This is a genomic window from Acidobacteriota bacterium (assembly GCA_035471785.1).
Lineage (GTDB): Bacteria > Acidobacteriota > UBA6911 > RPQK01 > DATIPO01 > JANQFM01.
Window position 1 is genome coordinate 14971 of record DATIPQ010000031.1, and the last position, 14882, is coordinate 29852.

A 14882-nucleotide genomic window follows, 5' to 3' on the forward strand; every position below is an offset into this window, starting at 1 on the left:
GACGAGCGGGATCGGCCGATCCCGCTCGTTTTCTTTTTCGGCAGAGGCTAGTAGTTAAAGCCCAGCAGGTTCCAGTAGTTGAGCACCCACAGGAGGGCAAAGCTGAGCACCGTCAAGAGCGTGAAGTGCAAGCGTCTGATCACTCCCCAGTAGGAGTGCCTCCAGGCCACCCACAGGCCGGCCAGCAGGAGAATGCTGAGAAAACCCGCCGCCAGGGGAATCCACAGCAGCGTCTGCAGCGAGGCGGGAACGCCGAAGACGATCGAGATGGGGTCGCTGAGCACGATGGCGAATCCGACCGCGAAGATGATGAAGAGCAGCGACACGGCCCATCCCAGCAGGGAAGGCCACAGCGGCGGCCTGGGGTCGCGGGCGGCCATGGTGCTCTCCGACTTGCGGCGCAGCAGCGGGGCGAAGGGCCACAGCACCACCGCCGAAAGCATCCAGACCAGACTAATGCCCATGATTGCCATGTGCAGAGTGGGCGAGCGCAGTCCGCCCACCTTGTGGAAAGCCATGATGGGCAGGTTCGAAAGGTGGAGTTCTCGCACCTCGCCGTTTGCGTCCTGCTCGAAGATGAGCTTGTCCGACTTCTCGGTGTGCTGAAACACCAAACGCTCCAGCGGTGCGTAGCGGTTGATCTCGCCGTCCTGAGGCGAGCGCATCAGCAGGTAGCCGTCCGGATCGACTTCCACCTCCACCGTCGCGATCAACTGGGCCAGCTTTGCCAGAGTGGTCTCAGAGGCCCGATTGGCGACATAACTGCCGGCGAATCGATCCAGCGACCGCACATCCTGGGCGGGTTCTGGCTGAGGACTTTCGGGGCGAGGGAAATAACGCTCCAGCAATGCGTCGTAAACGTCGCCGCGGGCTTGGCCTCCCTGGGCCGAATTGAAGGAAAGGAAAATGCCCGTGTCGGCCTCGGGAACCAGCACCAGCATGGTGTGGAAATAGATGGTGTCTCCCCCGTGGCCGAAGATGTGCGGGTCGGCGGGGCGCCCCTCGATGAATCCGTAGAGCATGGCGTTGGATCTGGGGTGAGGTCGGAAGAGCTCTTCCCGCATCCGCAGCACGGTCTGGGGCTGCAAGATGCCCGGGCTTCCCTCCTGGCTGGGATCGAGGTGGGCCAGCATGAAGCGCGCCATGCTCTCGGCGCTGGCGCTGAAAGCGCCGGCCGGCGACATGGGCACGTGCTCGAAGGGCTTGGCCACGAACTCGCCGCCTTCGAAGGTGTAACCCTTTGACATGTACTGGCTGATTTCCTGCGGCACCGGCTGCCGCGCCGTGCAGTAGGTCATTCCCAACGGCTGCAGGATGTTGTCTTCGACGTAGCTCTCGTAGGACTGGCCCGAGACGTTGGAGACGATCAGCCCCGCCAGCGCCGTGCCCCAGTTGGAGTAGGCCGCCTGCACTCCCGGCGGACGCACCCGCTTGGGGATGTCCGAAGACAGCACCTCGGCCAGCGGACGCGTGTCTTCTTCTTTGGCGAAGAGCCCGATCACCACGTCCTCGAATCCCGGCGTATGGGTCATCAGGTGCTTGAGGGTGACGGGCTCGGGGTAGGTCTCCGGGATCTGAAACGTCTCCAGGTACTGGTTGACGTCGGCGTCCAGGTCGAGGCGTCCCTGCTCCACCAGTTGCATGACGGCCGTCCAGGTGAAGAGCTTGCTGACCGAGCCGATGCGGAAGAGGGTGGTGGCGGGATCCACCGGGGTGTCCTGCTCCAGGTCGGCATGGCCATATCCCTTGGAGAAGATGAGGCGGCCTCCCCGCACCACTGAAACCGTTGAGCCGACCCACTTGCGGGCCTTCATCTGAGACGCCATCAAGCCGTCCACGAAGGCCTCCAGTGCGACCGGATCGTCCAGTCCGGCGCTGGCCGGCGGAGAGAAGGCGGCCACTTCCTTTGCTGAGGCCGTCGAAGGAGCGTTCGGTTGGGCTGCCAGACTGCCCAGCAAAAGAGATAGAGCCAAAAAGGGAAGTGAGAGGATTCGCATGATTGAGGATCATATCGCAACCGGTTTTGGCTTAAAAGTCGCCAGCGCAAGGCGTCTCGACAACAGACAGCGATTTGTCAAGGGCCGCTGCCGCCGTCAAAATGGCGAAAACGGCAAGGGAGGTTCGCGAGATGAACGCCAAGCATGTCATCGCCTGGGTCCTGTGTGTTGTCCTTGGATTGTTTTTCATCGGCGGGGCCGGTTTCTCCAAGCTGAGCCCCAGCGACGAGATCCTAGAGAACTTCGAGGCCTTCGGATATCCCCCCTGGTTCGTCACCTTCACCGGAATTCTGGAGGTCTTGGGCGGACTGCTGCTGCTGATCCCGGCGCTGGCTTCCTACGGGGGGCTGATCATCGCCGGGGTCATGGCAGGTGCCGTTTATTCCCATGTCGCATCCGGTATCGGGTCGCCGGCCCTGGCGGCCGTGTTCCTGGTCTTGGCTGTGATTTGCTGCTATCTGCGGCTGGACCGGGCCTTCGGTCCGCTGGGCAGTCTGGGCGGACGCCGCTAAGCTTCGCCCAAGCCGGAAATCTCTATCTCGCGTTAACGGAAAGGCAGTAAAAAGACTGTGGCCGCCGCCTTTTCAAGAAGGGGCGCAAGGAGGAAGGAATGCCGAATCGCAGAATACAAGCCGCCAGCCGAAGGGCTTTTCTGGGACACCTGGGCACACTGGCTGCCGCTGCCGCCCTGTCTCCTCTGGGAGGGGAGTTGTGGGGAGCGCGTTCGCCCCGGTCGGTCGTGCTCAACGACTTATCCCGTCCTCGTCCCCAGCGGGTTCGCGGACGCGTCCATGCGGCCGGCAGGGGACTGGCCTCGGTCGCGCTCAGCGACGGCGTGACGGTGGTCGACAGCGACGCCGAAGGCTATTTCGAACTGGTAGGGGATACTCGAGCCCGCTTCCTGTCGCTGAGTCTGCCCGCCGGCTACGCCATCCCCCGCAATCCCACCGGGACGGCTCGCCTCTACGCCCCTCTGCAACCCGATCAGAAGGGCGAGGCCGAGGTGGAATTCGAACTCCGCAAGCTGTCTCGCTCGGACTCGCGCCATACCTTCTACCAGTTGGCCGATCCGCAGACCCGCACCATCGACGAGATGCGCTGGTTCCAGCGGGAGACCGTCCCCGAGGTGGCCCGCCTGGCTGCGGAGCAAGCCGGAGGAACGGCTTTCGGAATCGGATGCGGAGACATCATGTACGACGTGCTCTCGCTCTATCCCGAGTACGAGAAGGGCGTCCAGGCCATGGGGATTCCATTCTTCCAGGTCGTGGGCAACCATGATCTGGACTTCGAATCGCACACCAACCCCGGCGCCTCCTCCACCTTCCAGAGCCACTTCGGGCCTTCCCACTACTCCTTCAACCGGGGAGCCGTCCACTATGTCGTCCTCAACAGCGTCTTCTGGCACGGCGACGGCTATATCGGATACCTGAGCGAAGGCCAACTGGCCTGGCTCAAGCAGGACCTGGCGCGGGTGGAGGCTGGAAGTCCCGTGGTCGTGGCGCTTCATATCCCCGTCAACACCACCAATCCGGAGCGCCGCCAGCGCGCCAACCGCGACGAAAGCGGCAGAGTGCAAAACCGCCAGGCTCTCTACCACCTGCTGGAGCCTTTCCAGGCTCACATCGTTTCCGGACATCTTCACGAAAGCGAGCACATGTTCGAGGGAGGCGTGCACGAGCACATCAGCGGCGCCGTTTGCGGCGCCTGGTGGAGCGGCCCCATCTGCCACGACGGGACGCCCATGGGGTACGCCGTCTACCAGGTGGACGGCGAAGACCTGAGCTGGCGCTACCAGTCGACCGGCAAGCCCCCCGAGCATCAAATGCGGCTCTATCCTCCCGGCAGCGACCCGCTGGCTCCCGAGGAGGTAGTGGCCAACATCTGGGACTGGGATCCGAAGTGGAAGGTGACCTGCTATCAGGACGGCCAGGCCGGCGGTCCCATGGCGCGCCGCATCGGTCTCGATCCGCTTTCAGTGCAACTGCACACGGGCCACGACTTGCCGGCCAAGAATTCCTGGGTCGAGCCCATGCCCACCGGACATCTCTTCTACGCTCCCGTGGCTCCCGGCGTCCGCCGCATCACCGTGGAAGCCGTCGACCGCTTCGGACGCACCTATCGCGAAGACCTGAACCTGCAATAATGGAAGCTGTCGCTGCAGGGGCCCTCCCGGCGCGCTCAACTGGAGAAGTAGGGACGCGCCGGGCGGACCCGCAGTGAATGGCACTCGGAAGCCGCTCCGGTGCCTATTCGGAAGCGGTCATCGGCAATTCCGCTTCCAAGTCGACCGCCAGTTGGATGTCCCCCCAGCGAATGGCCAGGGTGCCCCGAGCCGGCGGAGTCTTCGACTCGGAGGTGATGAGTATCGAGAGCTTCTCGGCGGTTTCTTCCAGCGTCGAGGACTCCAGCGGTATCTCCGTAATCAAAGGCGAGCCCGCTCCCTCCAGATGACGCTTGGGAAGCCCCTGCGCCACAAAGGGATCGAGATGGCCTTGGCGCACTTTGGCCGGATCCAGCACCAGAAGGTTCCAGCCCCCTCTCTCCTGGGAATAGCGGGCCGCCAGGAAGTACTGGTTGGGCTGCAGCCTCTTTCCGCCCAGGCGGAAGGGAATGTTGGCCTCCAGGGTGGTCCAGTAGTCGGCGCCCAGGCGCCACACCTTCTGATCCCCTCCGCCCTTCAGCATGGACTTGTACTCCGGCTTCCACTGGGGCTTGCCGAAATTAACCACGATCTGCCCCAGGAATTCGCTCTGGTCGGACAACAGGCCGCGGGGATGGCCGTCGAAAATGGCCATGCGGGACGCGCCCCTGTCGGTTTCGCCCGAGGTGAAGATCAGGACTTCGGCCAGCAGCGGGGCCGAGAGAGCCGCCGCTGCCACAAGTAGCACTAGCAATCGCTTCATTGGATTTCTCCTCCGTTAAATGTTGTATATGCAATTACACGATCCGCGGCGGGGACGGTTCCGCTTTTGTCGCGCTTGCGGTAAATGTACAATCTGTCTGCCGCAAGGCTGGCGCACCGGCCACAAAGCGGCCCGTTACAATAAAGGACGAATGAGCCAGGACGAAATCGACACTCGAAAGGCCGCTGAAGAAATCGCCATGGGATGCCTGGCGGGAAGGGTGCGCCTTCTCAACCGCGTGATTACCTCGGCCTACAACGAGGCCTTGCGTCCCCACGGGGTGCGGGTGGAGCAGTTGGGGCTCCTTTCCATGGTCTTCTTTCTGGACCGTCCCACGCCCTCGCAAATGGAACAGTTTCTGCGCATCGAGCGCTCCACGCTGAGCCGAAACTTGAAGCGCATGCGCGACAACGGGTGGATCGAGAATCTGCCCGGCCCCGACGCCCGCAGCCATTGCCTGTGCGTGACCGAGAAGGGAAAGCGGCTGATGCGACAGGCTCTGCAGTCCTGGCGCGGGGCGCAGAAGCGGCTGGGGGAGGAACTGGGCGAGGAGACCCTGCAAGCGCTCTTCGCAGTGGCCTCGCGCCTGACCGGCGACGACGACGCGCCTCAGCGTCGTGAGGGTGGCGGCGGCGAAGAGTCGGGCCGATAGAGGGATTTTTCCGAACCGGCGCAAGCTTTACACGTGTCAAACTTGCGGCCTCCAATAAGAGTGAAAGGAAGAGGATGAATAGATCGACGAGACTGCGACGAACGGGGCTTTTTCTGGTACTGCTGGCGGCGGCCTGTCCGCTCATCTGGGCCGGTTGGGAGGGGTCTGAGGAGACGGCGGCCGAGGAGGCTTCTTACGACTGGACTCAATGGGGCGGTCCCGACCGCAATTTCCTCTTGCCCCAGGCGGGGCCCCTGGCCACAGAGTGGCCTGAGGAGGGACCCAAGGTGCTGTGGAGCAGGCCCCTGGGCGACGACGGCTTCTCCTCCATTCTCTTCGAGGACGGCCGCCTCTACACCATGCACCGGGATGGGGACCGGGACGTGGTGGTCGGCCTCGACGCCGCCACGGGCGGGACCATTTGGGAGACGGCCTACGAGTCGCCCACCGCCGAGGACATGATTCTCGATTTCGGTCCCGGTCCCATCTCCACGCCTCTGATCGCGGGCGACCGCATCTACACCGTCAGCTCCACGGTCAAGTTCCACTGCCTCGACAAGAAGGACGGCAAGATACTGTGGAGCCACGACCTGCGCGAAGAAATGCAGGCCAGCCACATGGGACGCGGCTACGGGCCTTCGCCCATCGCCTACCAGGATCTGGTCATTCTGGGCCTGGGCGGGCAGGAGCAGGCCGTGGTGGCTTTCGACCAGGAAAGCGGTGAATTGCGCTGGAAGAGCGGCAGCTTTCCTCCCAGCTATTCCTCGCCCATTCTGGTCGACTTCGGGGGACGCGAGATGCTCATCATCTCCATGGGGACGGCCCGCGCCGGACTCGACCCCTCCAACGGCGAGGTGATCTGGGAGATGGATACGCCCAAGGTGGTGGGACCCATGATGTCGACTCAGCACTTCGGCGACGATCACATTCTCTTCGGCTCCATGGCCTACGGAGGCGGCAGCCGCGCCATCCAGTTGAAGAAGGAAGGCGACCAGTTCAGCGCCGAGGAGCTGTGGTACTCGCGCCGCACCCGCATCATGTACACCACCTATGTGCGGATCGGCGACCACGTGTACGGATCGAGCGGCGATTTCGGGCCGGCTTTTCTGCAGTGCCTGAACATCCACGACGGCAAGGTGCTGTGGCGGGAGCGCGGCTTCTCGCGTGCGCACCTGGTGCTGGTGGGCGAGCACGTCCTCATTCTCGACGAGGACGGCGATCTGGCCATCACCACCGCTTCTCCCCAGGGACTGACGGTGCACTCCCAGGCCAACGTCCTGGAGCGGACGGCCTGGACGCCCCCCACCGTCATCGGGTCGACCGTCTACCTGAGAAACCGCAAAGAGATCAAGGCGCTGGACCTGAGCCGCTAGTAACACCTGCGCAAGGCATGGAGCAAGAGCATGAAGAACATTGCATTAATGGCGACCCTGATTTCGCTGCTGTCCGCAACCCTTGCGTTGGCCCAAGGCGAGTCCTCATCGGACGTTCCCGAGCGGACCTTCGCCGGGCAAACCCTTGAGGTGCGCGATCAGGATCTCGACTTGGGCGAGGTCTTCTACGTCTGGCCCGGCGAGGACGCCCAACTGGCCATGATCTCCTCGGCCCCCGAGCAGCAGGTGGTGCTGACCAGCAACCGCATCGTGGGTTACGCCATCGTCCCCTTCGAGCGCGAGGAAGCCGCTTCGCCGCTGGCTGCGGCCTCCTTCCGCATGCCGGTGGTGCAGTTGACCAGCGGAATCGACGGGGTCGACCAGTTGCTGCACGGTCCCATGCTGCTGGATGCCGCCTCCCATCCCGAGGTGGGTTTGCAGGTCGTCTCCTTCTCCGATGTGAGCAAGGTCGAACAGTCCGATTCGCAGACCGTCTTCCGCGGCACCATGACCATGGAGGTGCAGGCCAAGGGCGGCTCCAGGAGATTCACCTTTCCCGCCCAGGTCAGCCTGCGGCCCTTCTTGACAATGGCCCCCCGCAATCCTGTGGTGGGAGACCGGCTGGTGATCGAAGGTCAATTCGAAGTCACTCCCGAGGACCTGGGATTGACCTTCGCCGATCCCCGCATGCAGGCCCGCATGTCTCCCCGCATCGCCGAGACCTTGGGCGTGCGCCTTTACCTGATGCTGGGCAATGTCGACCCGGAGAAGCCGGGCAATCCGGTGGACGATCCGCGGGTGATTCACAGCCGCATCCGCCTCGACACCCTGTTGCGCGACCTGCGCGACGCTCCCAAGGCCTACGCCTACGCCCGAGGGCTGATGAAGGAAAGCTGGGACGACGCCGAGACCCTCAACCACATCGCCAACTCCATTGCCACCGCCGAAATCCAGCCCCGTGACCTGGGTTTGGCCCTCAAGGCGGCTTCCCGGGCGGTGGAGTTAAGCGAGGAAAAGAACCCGGCCTACCTCGACACCTTGGCTGAAGTCTACTTCTTGGGGGCCGATTACGCCCAGGCGGTGCAGTGGCAGGAAAAAGCCGCGGCCCTGGCCCAGGGCCGCATGGCCGCCCCCCTGCAATCCAAACTGGCCCGCTACAAAGCTTTCGCTGCCGGCCAGTGAAGCAGCAGAGAGCAGGTCACCAACAACGGGTACCGGCAACCGAGCCGATCCTCGAATGGCGGAAGGCGCATCCCTGCGGCGATGGAGGGAAGGCCAGGAGGCGGCTGGCTGAAGAGGACTGGACGGGCTGCATCACGCAGAGGTCAGCTCAGGAGGCGTCGGGTCACTTTTGCGGCGATTTCGATTGGGGACTCGAAGCGCTTAGCAGCAATCAATCGAGCGCCACCCGTCGGCCCTGGTGCAGGCTCTTGGTGGCCGCCAGGGCTACCTTGAGAGCCTGTACGCCGTCGGCGATGGTGACAGGGGGAGGGGTGTCGGTGAGGACGTTGCGGGCGAAGTTCTGCAGTTGCAGGGTGTAGGCATCGCGGAAGCGCTGGGGAAAGTAAGGGACGGTGTCGTGTGAGACCTGGTTTTCCTTGAGCAGCAGCATGGGCGTCTCACGCAGGTATCCCACCCGCACGGCTCCCTCCGAGCCCAGCACCTCGGTGAAAATGTCATAGGCGTAGACGCCCTTGCGGGAAAGATCGATCACGCCCAGTCCCTGCTCGAATTCCAGCGTAACGATGGCATTGTCGATGTCGCCCACTTCGCCCAGCTCGGGATAGACCAGCACGCCTCCCGTGCTCTGGACGCGCCGCACCGGACCCATCAGCCACAGGGCCAGATCGAAGTCGTGGATGCCCATGTCGACGATCATGCCTCCGCTGTGGCGCGGATCGGCGTACTCCACGCTGGGCCGGTAGGGGTCGCGCGAACTCGACTTGAAGAGGACCGGACGCCCGATCTCTCCCGCCTCGATCTTGTGTTTGGCGGCGGCGTAGCCGGGATCGAAGCGGCGCATGAATCCCATCTGGAAGAAGATGCCGCTCTTCTCCACCGTCTCCTGCATGGCCAGGGCCTGGTCGAGGGCGATGGAAAGCGGCTTCTCGCAGAAAACCGCCTTGCCCCGCGAAGCGCAGGCTTCCACCAACTCGGCGTGGGTGCTGGTAGGGGTGACGATGGCCACCGCGTCCACCTTGGGATCGTCCAGCAATTGCAGCGGATCCCCGTAGCAACCGGCCACCTCGAAGGTCTCGGCGCAGCGCCGGGCTGACCCCAGGTGACTGTCGGCTACCGCCGTCAAGCGGGTCTCGGGAATGACTCCGGCCAAGTCGCGGGCGTAGACTTGCCCCAGCCGTCCGCACCCCAACAGTCCGACGTTGAGCTTCTTATCTGCCATGCCGGCTCCTTAAGGCGTGACGAGTTGGATGGGGACGGAGTTGTCGCGCTCGATCTCTTCTCCCCTCAGCAGAGCTACCGCTCTCTCCACGGCCAGCTTTCCCATCTGAGAGGGGAACTGGGCCACCGAGGCCTGCATCTTGCCCTCTTGCATGGCCTGGCGGGCGTCCTGGACGGCGTCGAAGCCGATGACGGTGATCTGGCCCGTGCGTCCAGCCGCCTCGATGGCTTCGATAGCCCCCAGGGCCATCATGTCGTTGCAAGCGAAAAGAGCGTCGATCTCGGGATGGGCTTGCAGCATGTTCTGAAAGACGTTGAAGCCCTGGTCGCGCTCCCAGTTGGCGGGTTGGGAGGCCACGATCTCGACTTGGCTGCCGGCGATGGCTTCCCGGAAGCCGCGCAGGCGCGAGTCGCCGGTTTCGTGTCCGGGGATGCCTTCCAGCACCGCTACTTTGGCTTTGCCGCCGGTCAGCTCCACCAGGTGCCGGCCGGCGATGCGTCCGCCGTCGTAGTTGTCGGACCCGATAAAGGCGGCCGTCTGGGCGCCCTGGCTGGAGGCGGTGGGCTGGTCCAGGCGGGTGTCCAGGATGAGGACGGGAATGCCGGCGGCGTTGGCCTTGACCACGGCGGGCACGATTTCCTTGGAGCCGCTGGGGGTCAGGCAGATGGCGTCGACGTCGGTCTGGATCAGGTTTTCCACAATCTGCATTTGCTTTTCGACGTCCAGCTCGCGTTCCGCCGCCTGCACCACCAACTCCACGCCCAGGCGGTCGGCGGCTTCCTGGGCTCCCGCCTGCATATCGATGAAGAAGGGATTGTTGAGGGTCTTGAGCACCAGCGCGATGCGGGTGCCCCGTTCCTGCTGGTCGGGACGGTTGCAGGCCGTCCAGGCCAGGGCCAGCAATAGCACCGCGATCACTGTGACGATGAATGGGTATTTCTTCATGGCTGCACCTATGTGTACCTCAGTTCTCCCCCAAAAGCCAGCGGACTTGTCCGGATGGGCACGACGAACCCAGAAGGCAACCACCTCCCCTTTGGGCAGGCAGCCCCAGGTCTGGTGGGAGGCGCATCCTTGCGGCGATGAAGGAAGGGGTACGAGGCGGCCGGCTGAGAGAGGACTTGGCGGGCTGCATTCCGCAGGAGTCGAGTCAGCCGCCTCATGAGCCGCCCCGGCGCTTCATGGCGGCGTCTACCAGGACGGCCACGATAATGACCGAGCCGATGATGATCTGCTGCACGTAAGAGGAGACATTGAGCAGGTTGAGCCCGTTGCGCAGCACCCCCATGATGAGGGCCCCGATGAGTGTTCCGCCCAGGTGGCCGATGCCTCCCATGAGGCTGGTGCCGCCGATGACGGTGGCGGCGATGGCGTCCAGTTCGTACATGATGCCGGCGGTGGGCTGGGCCGAATTGAGGCGGGCCGTCAGCACCACTCCCGCCAAGGCGCTCATCAGTCCCGAAATAGCGTAGACGGCGGTCTTGATGCGTCCCACCCGCACGCCCGAGAGGCGGGCCGCCTCTTCGTTGCCTCCGATGGCGTAGACGTAGCGTCCGAAGAGCGTGCGCGAGAGCAGCACGTGGAAAAGGGCGTAAACCGCCAGCATCAAGAGGATGGGAAACGGCAGCGAGAACGTTTCCCCGGTGGCCACATGACGGAAGCCCTCTTCGAATCCCGAGATGGGGCGTCCGCCGGTGTAGACCAGGGCGGCGCCCCGAGCCGCGCTCATCATGCCCAGGGTGGCGATGAAGGGAGGCAGGCGCCCGGCCGTGATGAGCAGTCCGTTGACGGTTCCGGCCAGGGTTCCCACCAGGAGTCCGGCCGGCACCGCCAGCCAAGGGGAAAAGCCCTCGGCCAGCAGTCCCGCCATGACTACCGCCGCCAGGGCCAGGATGGATCCCACGCTGAGGTCGATGCCGGCGGTGATGATGACGTAGGTCATGCCAACCGAGATGATGGCGTTGATGGCGGTCTGCTGGAGCACGTTGACCAGGTTGGAAGGGGTCAGGAAGTAAGGAGTGGCCGCCCACATGGCCAGGCAGAGCAAGAACAGCCCCATGAGGGTTCCCAGCGAACGCGTCGGATGGAGCAATGAAGCCTTCATGAGCGATGCAGGGAAGGTAACACGGCGCACCATCCAGGAAAAGAGGTTGACTCGTCCCCCGGGGCTATGTAGAATGCGACACAGGCTATGTAGAAAGGCATAGAGCCATGAACGAGGCAACCCGCATTACCTTCAACGGAGCCCTGGTGCTGCAGGCCCTGGCCTCAGGCTACCGCTACGGATTCGAGATCATGGACTACACGCGGCTGGCCAGCGGCACGGCTTATCCCATCCTGCGCCGCTACGAGGCGGCGGGACTGGTCGAGTCGCACTGGGAGGACACCTCCAAGGCCCACTCCCAAGGCCGTCCGCGGCGGCGCTATTACCAGTTGAGCGCTCAAGGCGAGAAGGCCCTTCGCCAGGCCACTCGCCGCATCCGGGCTCAGCAGCGCATCTTTCAGGGACTGGAGCCGGAATCCCGCTAGGTGGCCCAGCAATGAAAAAGGCATCGTCACATCCGCTGGCCTTTCGAATAGGCCGGGCTTTCCTGGCCCTGGTGGCGCCTCTGGTGCCGCTCATCGAACGGCGCGTCTGGCGGGAAGAGTGGGAGAGCGAACTGTGGCACGGACTGCGCAAGCGCCCCTCCCGAACCTCCGCTCCCCGCGTCTGGCCTTACCTGCGCGGCTGCTGGAAAGATGCCTTGGAAGTGCGCCGCATCGAGCGGCGCCGCGCCGCCCACCGCCAGGGGCGCCCGCGGGGATGGCCCGGACGGGTCGTCTCCGCCGCCATGAAAGGTTTTCCCATGATGATCAACGAGCTTCGCTTGGCCGCCCGGTCGCTGCTCAAGGCGCCTGCCCTGGCCGCTGCCGCCATACTCACCCTGGCTCTGGGCATCGGGGCCAACACCGCCATCTTCTCCGTCATCCACGGGCTTCTGCTGCGTCCTCTGGGCTATCCTGGAGCCGAGCGCATGGTGGTCGTCTCGACCTACAATCTCGAGCGTGGATTGGGCCCCATGTCGGTGGCCGGCCCTCGGCTGGCCCACTTGATGGAAGGAACGCGCAGCTTGCAGGCAGTCTCCGGCTATCAGCCCGACGAGCTCGATCTGACGGGGCTGGGCGAGGCCCGCCAGGTCCAGGCCGCCAGGCTTCTTTCCAACATGACCGCCCTGCTCGACTTGCGTCCCCAGGCCGGACGCACCTTGACCCCGTCCGACTTTCAGCCCGAGGCACCTGCGGTAGTGCTGCTCACCGACGCCTTTTGGCGCAGCCACTTCGGCGCCTCTCCTCAGGCGGTCGGCAGCACCATCCGCCTCAACGGGCGGGAGCATACGATTGCGGGGGTGCTCAGGCCCGAGTTCGAATTGCCCCATCCGGCCGCGCTGGTCTTGCCGCTGCGCTTCAACCTGAGCCAGTTGGGGCAGGGTGAGCACACCAACTTTTACGTCACCATGGGACGTCTGCAGGCGGACGCCTCCCTGGCCATGCTGGACGAAGAGCTGCGGGCCTTCGACGCCGCCGAGGTGGAGAGGCAAGGACGCGACTTCGGCTTTACGCTGCAGGCCCAGGAGCTGCGCAGCTACGTTGTGGGTTCGACCCGCGATTCGCTGCTGGTGCTGTGGGCCGCCGTAGGACTGGTCTTGCTCATCGCCTGCGCCAACGTGACCAATCTTCTTCTGGCCCGCTCGGCCCGCCGCCGCCGCGAGTCGACGGTGAGGGCGGCGCTGGGCGCCGGACGTTGGACCCTGATGCGCCAGTACCTGAGCGAAAGCCTGGTTCTGGCCCTGATCGGCAGCGCGGCGGGAGTGGCCCTGGCCCTATTGCTGGTGGCTCTGCTCAAAACCTTCAGTCCCCGCTTGCCCTACATGGAACACGTGGGCCTCAACCTCCAGGTGCTGCTCTTCACTTTGGCACTCACAGTGCTTTCGGCTTTGTTGGCCGGGCTGATACCGGCCTGGAAGGCCTCGCGGCCCAGCGGCTCGCTTTCACCCAACGCGCGTCAGGAGTTTCTCTCCCAACGCAGCGGACGGCTGCCCGCTCTGCTCAACGCCGTGCAGGTGGCGGTGGCCGTCACCCTGCTGGTGGGCGCCGGACTGCTCTTGCGCAGCTTTTGGCAATTGACCTCCGTCGACCCCGGATTCCGCTCCCGCTCGGCCCTGGCCGCCGGCATCGCATTGCCCTCCTACCGCTTCCCCGAGCCGGCCCGGCGCTTTCAACTCATGGAACAGATCGTGCGGCGCCTGCAGGACCATCCCGGCGTGCGTTCGGCTGCGGCCGCCCAGTTGCTGCCCATGGTGGGAGGCTGGTCGAAGATGCTGCTGCGGGATGAGGAAACGCCCGAGCACGTGGGCGAACTCACCGTCAGCGCCCAGGCCGCCACTCCCGGCTACTTCAGGACCATGGGCATCGGGCTGAGAGGACGCGACTTCCAATGGAATGATCGGGCCGACAGCCGCGAGGTGGTGATCGTGAATCAGCGCTTTGCCGAGATTTACTGGCCTGGCGAGGACCCGGTGGGGAAGGTGCTTCCCCGCTCCCAAAGCGAGATCGAGGTCATCGGGGTGGCTGATGACGTGCGCTTTTACGGGCTCGACAACGAGGTCGAGCCCACCTGGTATTTTCCTCTCCTGCAGAGCGACCGGGCGCCCTCTTATTTCCGCCTCGTCATCCTGCCCGAGCAGGGCAGCAGCGTGGGGGCGGCCGACCTGCGGGCGGCGGTGGCGTCTCTGGCCCAGGACGTACCCGTCGATGTCATCGGCACCATGACCTCGGTCATCCGGCGTACCGTTTCCCGTCCCCGCTTCAACGCCTTGCTGCTGGCCTCTTTTGCGCTCACGGCGGCGCTTTTGGCGGCTATCGGCATTTACGGCGTGCTCTCCCATTCGGTGACCTCCCGCCAGGCCGAGATCGGAGTCCGCATGGCGCTGGGGGCTAACACGCCGCGCATCCTGCGTCAGGTCATCGGACAGGGCATGGCGCCGGTTCTGCTGGGCCTGGCGGCGGGCATCGCGGCGGCATTGGCTATCGGCGGAGTGTTGGCGGGCCAGCTTTTCGGCGTCCGGCCCCAGGACCCGGCCACTCTGACCGTCATACCCATCCTGCTGGCCGTGGTGGCCCTGGCGGCTTGTTATCTTCCCGCCCGCCGGGCATCCCGCATCGATCCCGCCCGGTCTCTGAGAGCCTCCTGAGCCGGACTCTTCTCGAGACGGCTGGCCAGCCTCTCCCGGCCAGCCGTCTCGCAGCACTGCCTCCATCGCCGCAAGGATGCGCCTCCCACCCGGCATGCACCATGGCCTTCGACCGGGTGAAAGGCGCCTCCCGGCACCCTGATTTCCGCTGTGAACGGAAGCCGAAGCCCCTCGTTCGGCACCCATGGTCCTTGACCGGATGGGAAAAGCATCCTTGCGGCGATGGAGGAAAGGCTGCAGCTTGCCGAGGAAGGCGGCCGGCTGTTATCGCAAAGCCCGCACGGGTGTGCCAGCCATCCAAATCTCCCCTTGGTGCGTCTAAGAG

Annotated in this window: 12 protein-coding genes; 7 read left to right on the top strand and 5 right to left on the bottom strand. The window is 64.5% G+C overall.

The window, feature by feature from the left end:
• Positions 1-47: 47 nt before the first annotated feature.
• Positions 48-1997: a serine hydrolase domain-containing protein gene (locus tag VLU25_04835; protein ID HSR67245.1), complete on the bottom strand. Its 1950-nt coding sequence runs from the start codon at positions 1995-1997 to the stop codon at positions 48-50.
• Positions 1998-2128: 131 nt separating this feature from the next.
• Between VLU25_04835 and VLU25_04840 the strand changes: the two genes are divergently transcribed.
• On the top strand, positions 2129-2509 hold the full coding sequence (locus VLU25_04840) for a DoxX family protein (GenBank protein HSR67246.1): 381 nt from the start codon (positions 2129-2131) through the stop codon (positions 2507-2509).
• A gap of 98 nt (positions 2510-2607) precedes the next feature.
• The gene (locus VLU25_04845; protein ID HSR67247.1) at positions 2608-4140 is read left to right on the top strand and encodes a calcineurin-like phosphoesterase family protein; all 1533 of its coding nucleotides are present in this window, start codon (positions 2608-2610) and stop codon (positions 4138-4140) included.
• 103 nt (positions 4141-4243) lie between these two features.
• On the opposite strand, the gene VLU25_04850 is transcribed toward VLU25_04845, so the two are convergent.
• Positions 4244-4900 carry a hypothetical protein gene (locus tag VLU25_04850; protein HSR67248.1) on the bottom strand — a complete coding sequence of 219 codons (657 nt, stop codon included), beginning with the start codon at positions 4898-4900 and terminating at the stop codon, positions 4244-4246.
• Positions 4901-5051: 151 nt separating this feature from the next.
• Here VLU25_04850 and VLU25_04855 point away from each other — a divergent pair, with 151 nt between their 5' ends.
• The 3 genes from VLU25_04855 to VLU25_04865 all read left to right on the top strand — a co-directional run bounded on the left by VLU25_04855 (position 5052) and on the right by VLU25_04865 (position 8107).
• Positions 5052-5552 (top strand): MarR family winged helix-turn-helix transcriptional regulator, encoded by a 501-nt coding sequence (locus VLU25_04855; protein HSR67249.1) that lies wholly within the window; start codon positions 5052-5054, stop codon positions 5550-5552.
• A 74-nt stretch (positions 5553-5626) separates the two neighbouring features.
• Positions 5627-6925 (top strand): PQQ-binding-like beta-propeller repeat protein, encoded by a 1299-nt coding sequence (locus VLU25_04860; GenBank protein ID HSR67250.1) that lies wholly within the window; start codon positions 5627-5629, stop codon positions 6923-6925.
• Positions 6926-6955: 30 nt separating this feature from the next.
• Positions 6956-8107, top strand: coding sequence for a YceI family protein (locus tag VLU25_04865; GenBank protein ID HSR67251.1), 1152 nt, complete (start codon positions 6956-6958; stop codon positions 8105-8107).
• 211 nt (positions 8108-8318) lie between these two features.
• On the opposite strand, the gene VLU25_04870 is transcribed toward VLU25_04865, so the two are convergent.
• From VLU25_04870 to rbsC, 3 genes are all read right to left on the bottom strand, one after another.
• Positions 8319-9326 carry a Gfo/Idh/MocA family oxidoreductase gene (locus VLU25_04870; protein HSR67252.1) on the bottom strand — a complete coding sequence of 336 codons (1008 nt, stop codon included), beginning with the start codon at positions 9324-9326 and terminating at the stop codon, positions 8319-8321.
• 9 nt (positions 9327-9335) lie between these two features.
• A complete protein-coding gene (locus tag VLU25_04875) occupies positions 9336-10271 on the bottom strand; it encodes a sugar ABC transporter substrate-binding protein (protein HSR67253.1) in 936 nt (311 codons plus the stop codon).
• A 214-nt stretch (positions 10272-10485) separates the two neighbouring features.
• Positions 10486-11430 (bottom strand): ribose ABC transporter permease, encoded by a 945-nt coding sequence (gene rbsC / locus VLU25_04880; protein HSR67254.1) that lies wholly within the window; start codon positions 11428-11430, stop codon positions 10486-10488.
• Between the two features lie 107 nt (positions 11431-11537).
• On the opposite strand from rbsC, the gene VLU25_04885 reads away from it, so the two are divergent.
• Both VLU25_04885 and VLU25_04890 read left to right on the top strand, forming a co-directional pair.
• The gene (locus VLU25_04885; protein ID HSR67255.1) at positions 11538-11855 is read left to right on the top strand and encodes a helix-turn-helix transcriptional regulator; all 318 of its coding nucleotides are present in this window, start codon (positions 11538-11540) and stop codon (positions 11853-11855) included.
• Positions 11856-11866: 11 nt separating this feature from the next.
• Positions 11867-14557, top strand: a complete 2691-nt coding sequence (locus VLU25_04890; GenBank protein HSR67256.1) for an ABC transporter permease — start codon at positions 11867-11869, stop codon at positions 14555-14557.
• The last annotated feature ends 325 nt before the right edge of the window (positions 14558-14882 follow it).

What these genes read in the sequence shown, in the direction of transcription:
- VLU25_04835 (HSR67245.1), bottom strand. Translation starts at nt 1,997, where the DNA reads ATGCGAATCCTCTCACTTCCCTTTTTGGCTCTATCTCTTTTGCTGGGC.
- VLU25_04840 (HSR67246.1), top strand. Translation starts at nt 2,129, where the DNA reads ATGAACGCCAAGCATGTCATCGCCTGGGTCCTGTGTGTTGTCCTTGGA.
- VLU25_04845 (HSR67247.1), top strand. Translation starts at nt 2,608, where the DNA reads ATGCCGAATCGCAGAATACAAGCCGCCAGCCGAAGGGCTTTTCTGGGA.
- VLU25_04850 (HSR67248.1), bottom strand. Translation starts at nt 4,900, where the DNA reads ATGAAGCGATTGCTAGTGCTACTTGTGGCAGCGGCGGCTCTCTCGGCC.
- VLU25_04855 (HSR67249.1), top strand. Translation starts at nt 5,052, where the DNA reads ATGAGCCAGGACGAAATCGACACTCGAAAGGCCGCTGAAGAAATCGCC.
- VLU25_04860 (HSR67250.1), top strand. Translation starts at nt 5,627, where the DNA reads ATGAATAGATCGACGAGACTGCGACGAACGGGGCTTTTTCTGGTACTG.
- VLU25_04865 (HSR67251.1), top strand. Translation starts at nt 6,956, where the DNA reads ATGAAGAACATTGCATTAATGGCGACCCTGATTTCGCTGCTGTCCGCA.
- VLU25_04870 (HSR67252.1), bottom strand. Translation starts at nt 9,326, where the DNA reads ATGGCAGATAAGAAGCTCAACGTCGGACTGTTGGGGTGCGGACGGCTG.
- VLU25_04875 (HSR67253.1), bottom strand. Translation starts at nt 10,271, where the DNA reads ATGAAGAAATACCCATTCATCGTCACAGTGATCGCGGTGCTATTGCTG.
- rbsC (HSR67254.1), bottom strand. Translation starts at nt 11,430, where the DNA reads ATGAAGGCTTCATTGCTCCATCCGACGCGTTCGCTGGGAACCCTCATG.
- VLU25_04885 (HSR67255.1), top strand. Translation starts at nt 11,538, where the DNA reads ATGAACGAGGCAACCCGCATTACCTTCAACGGAGCCCTGGTGCTGCAG.
- VLU25_04890 (HSR67256.1), top strand. Translation starts at nt 11,867, where the DNA reads ATGAAAAAGGCATCGTCACATCCGCTGGCCTTTCGAATAGGCCGGGCT.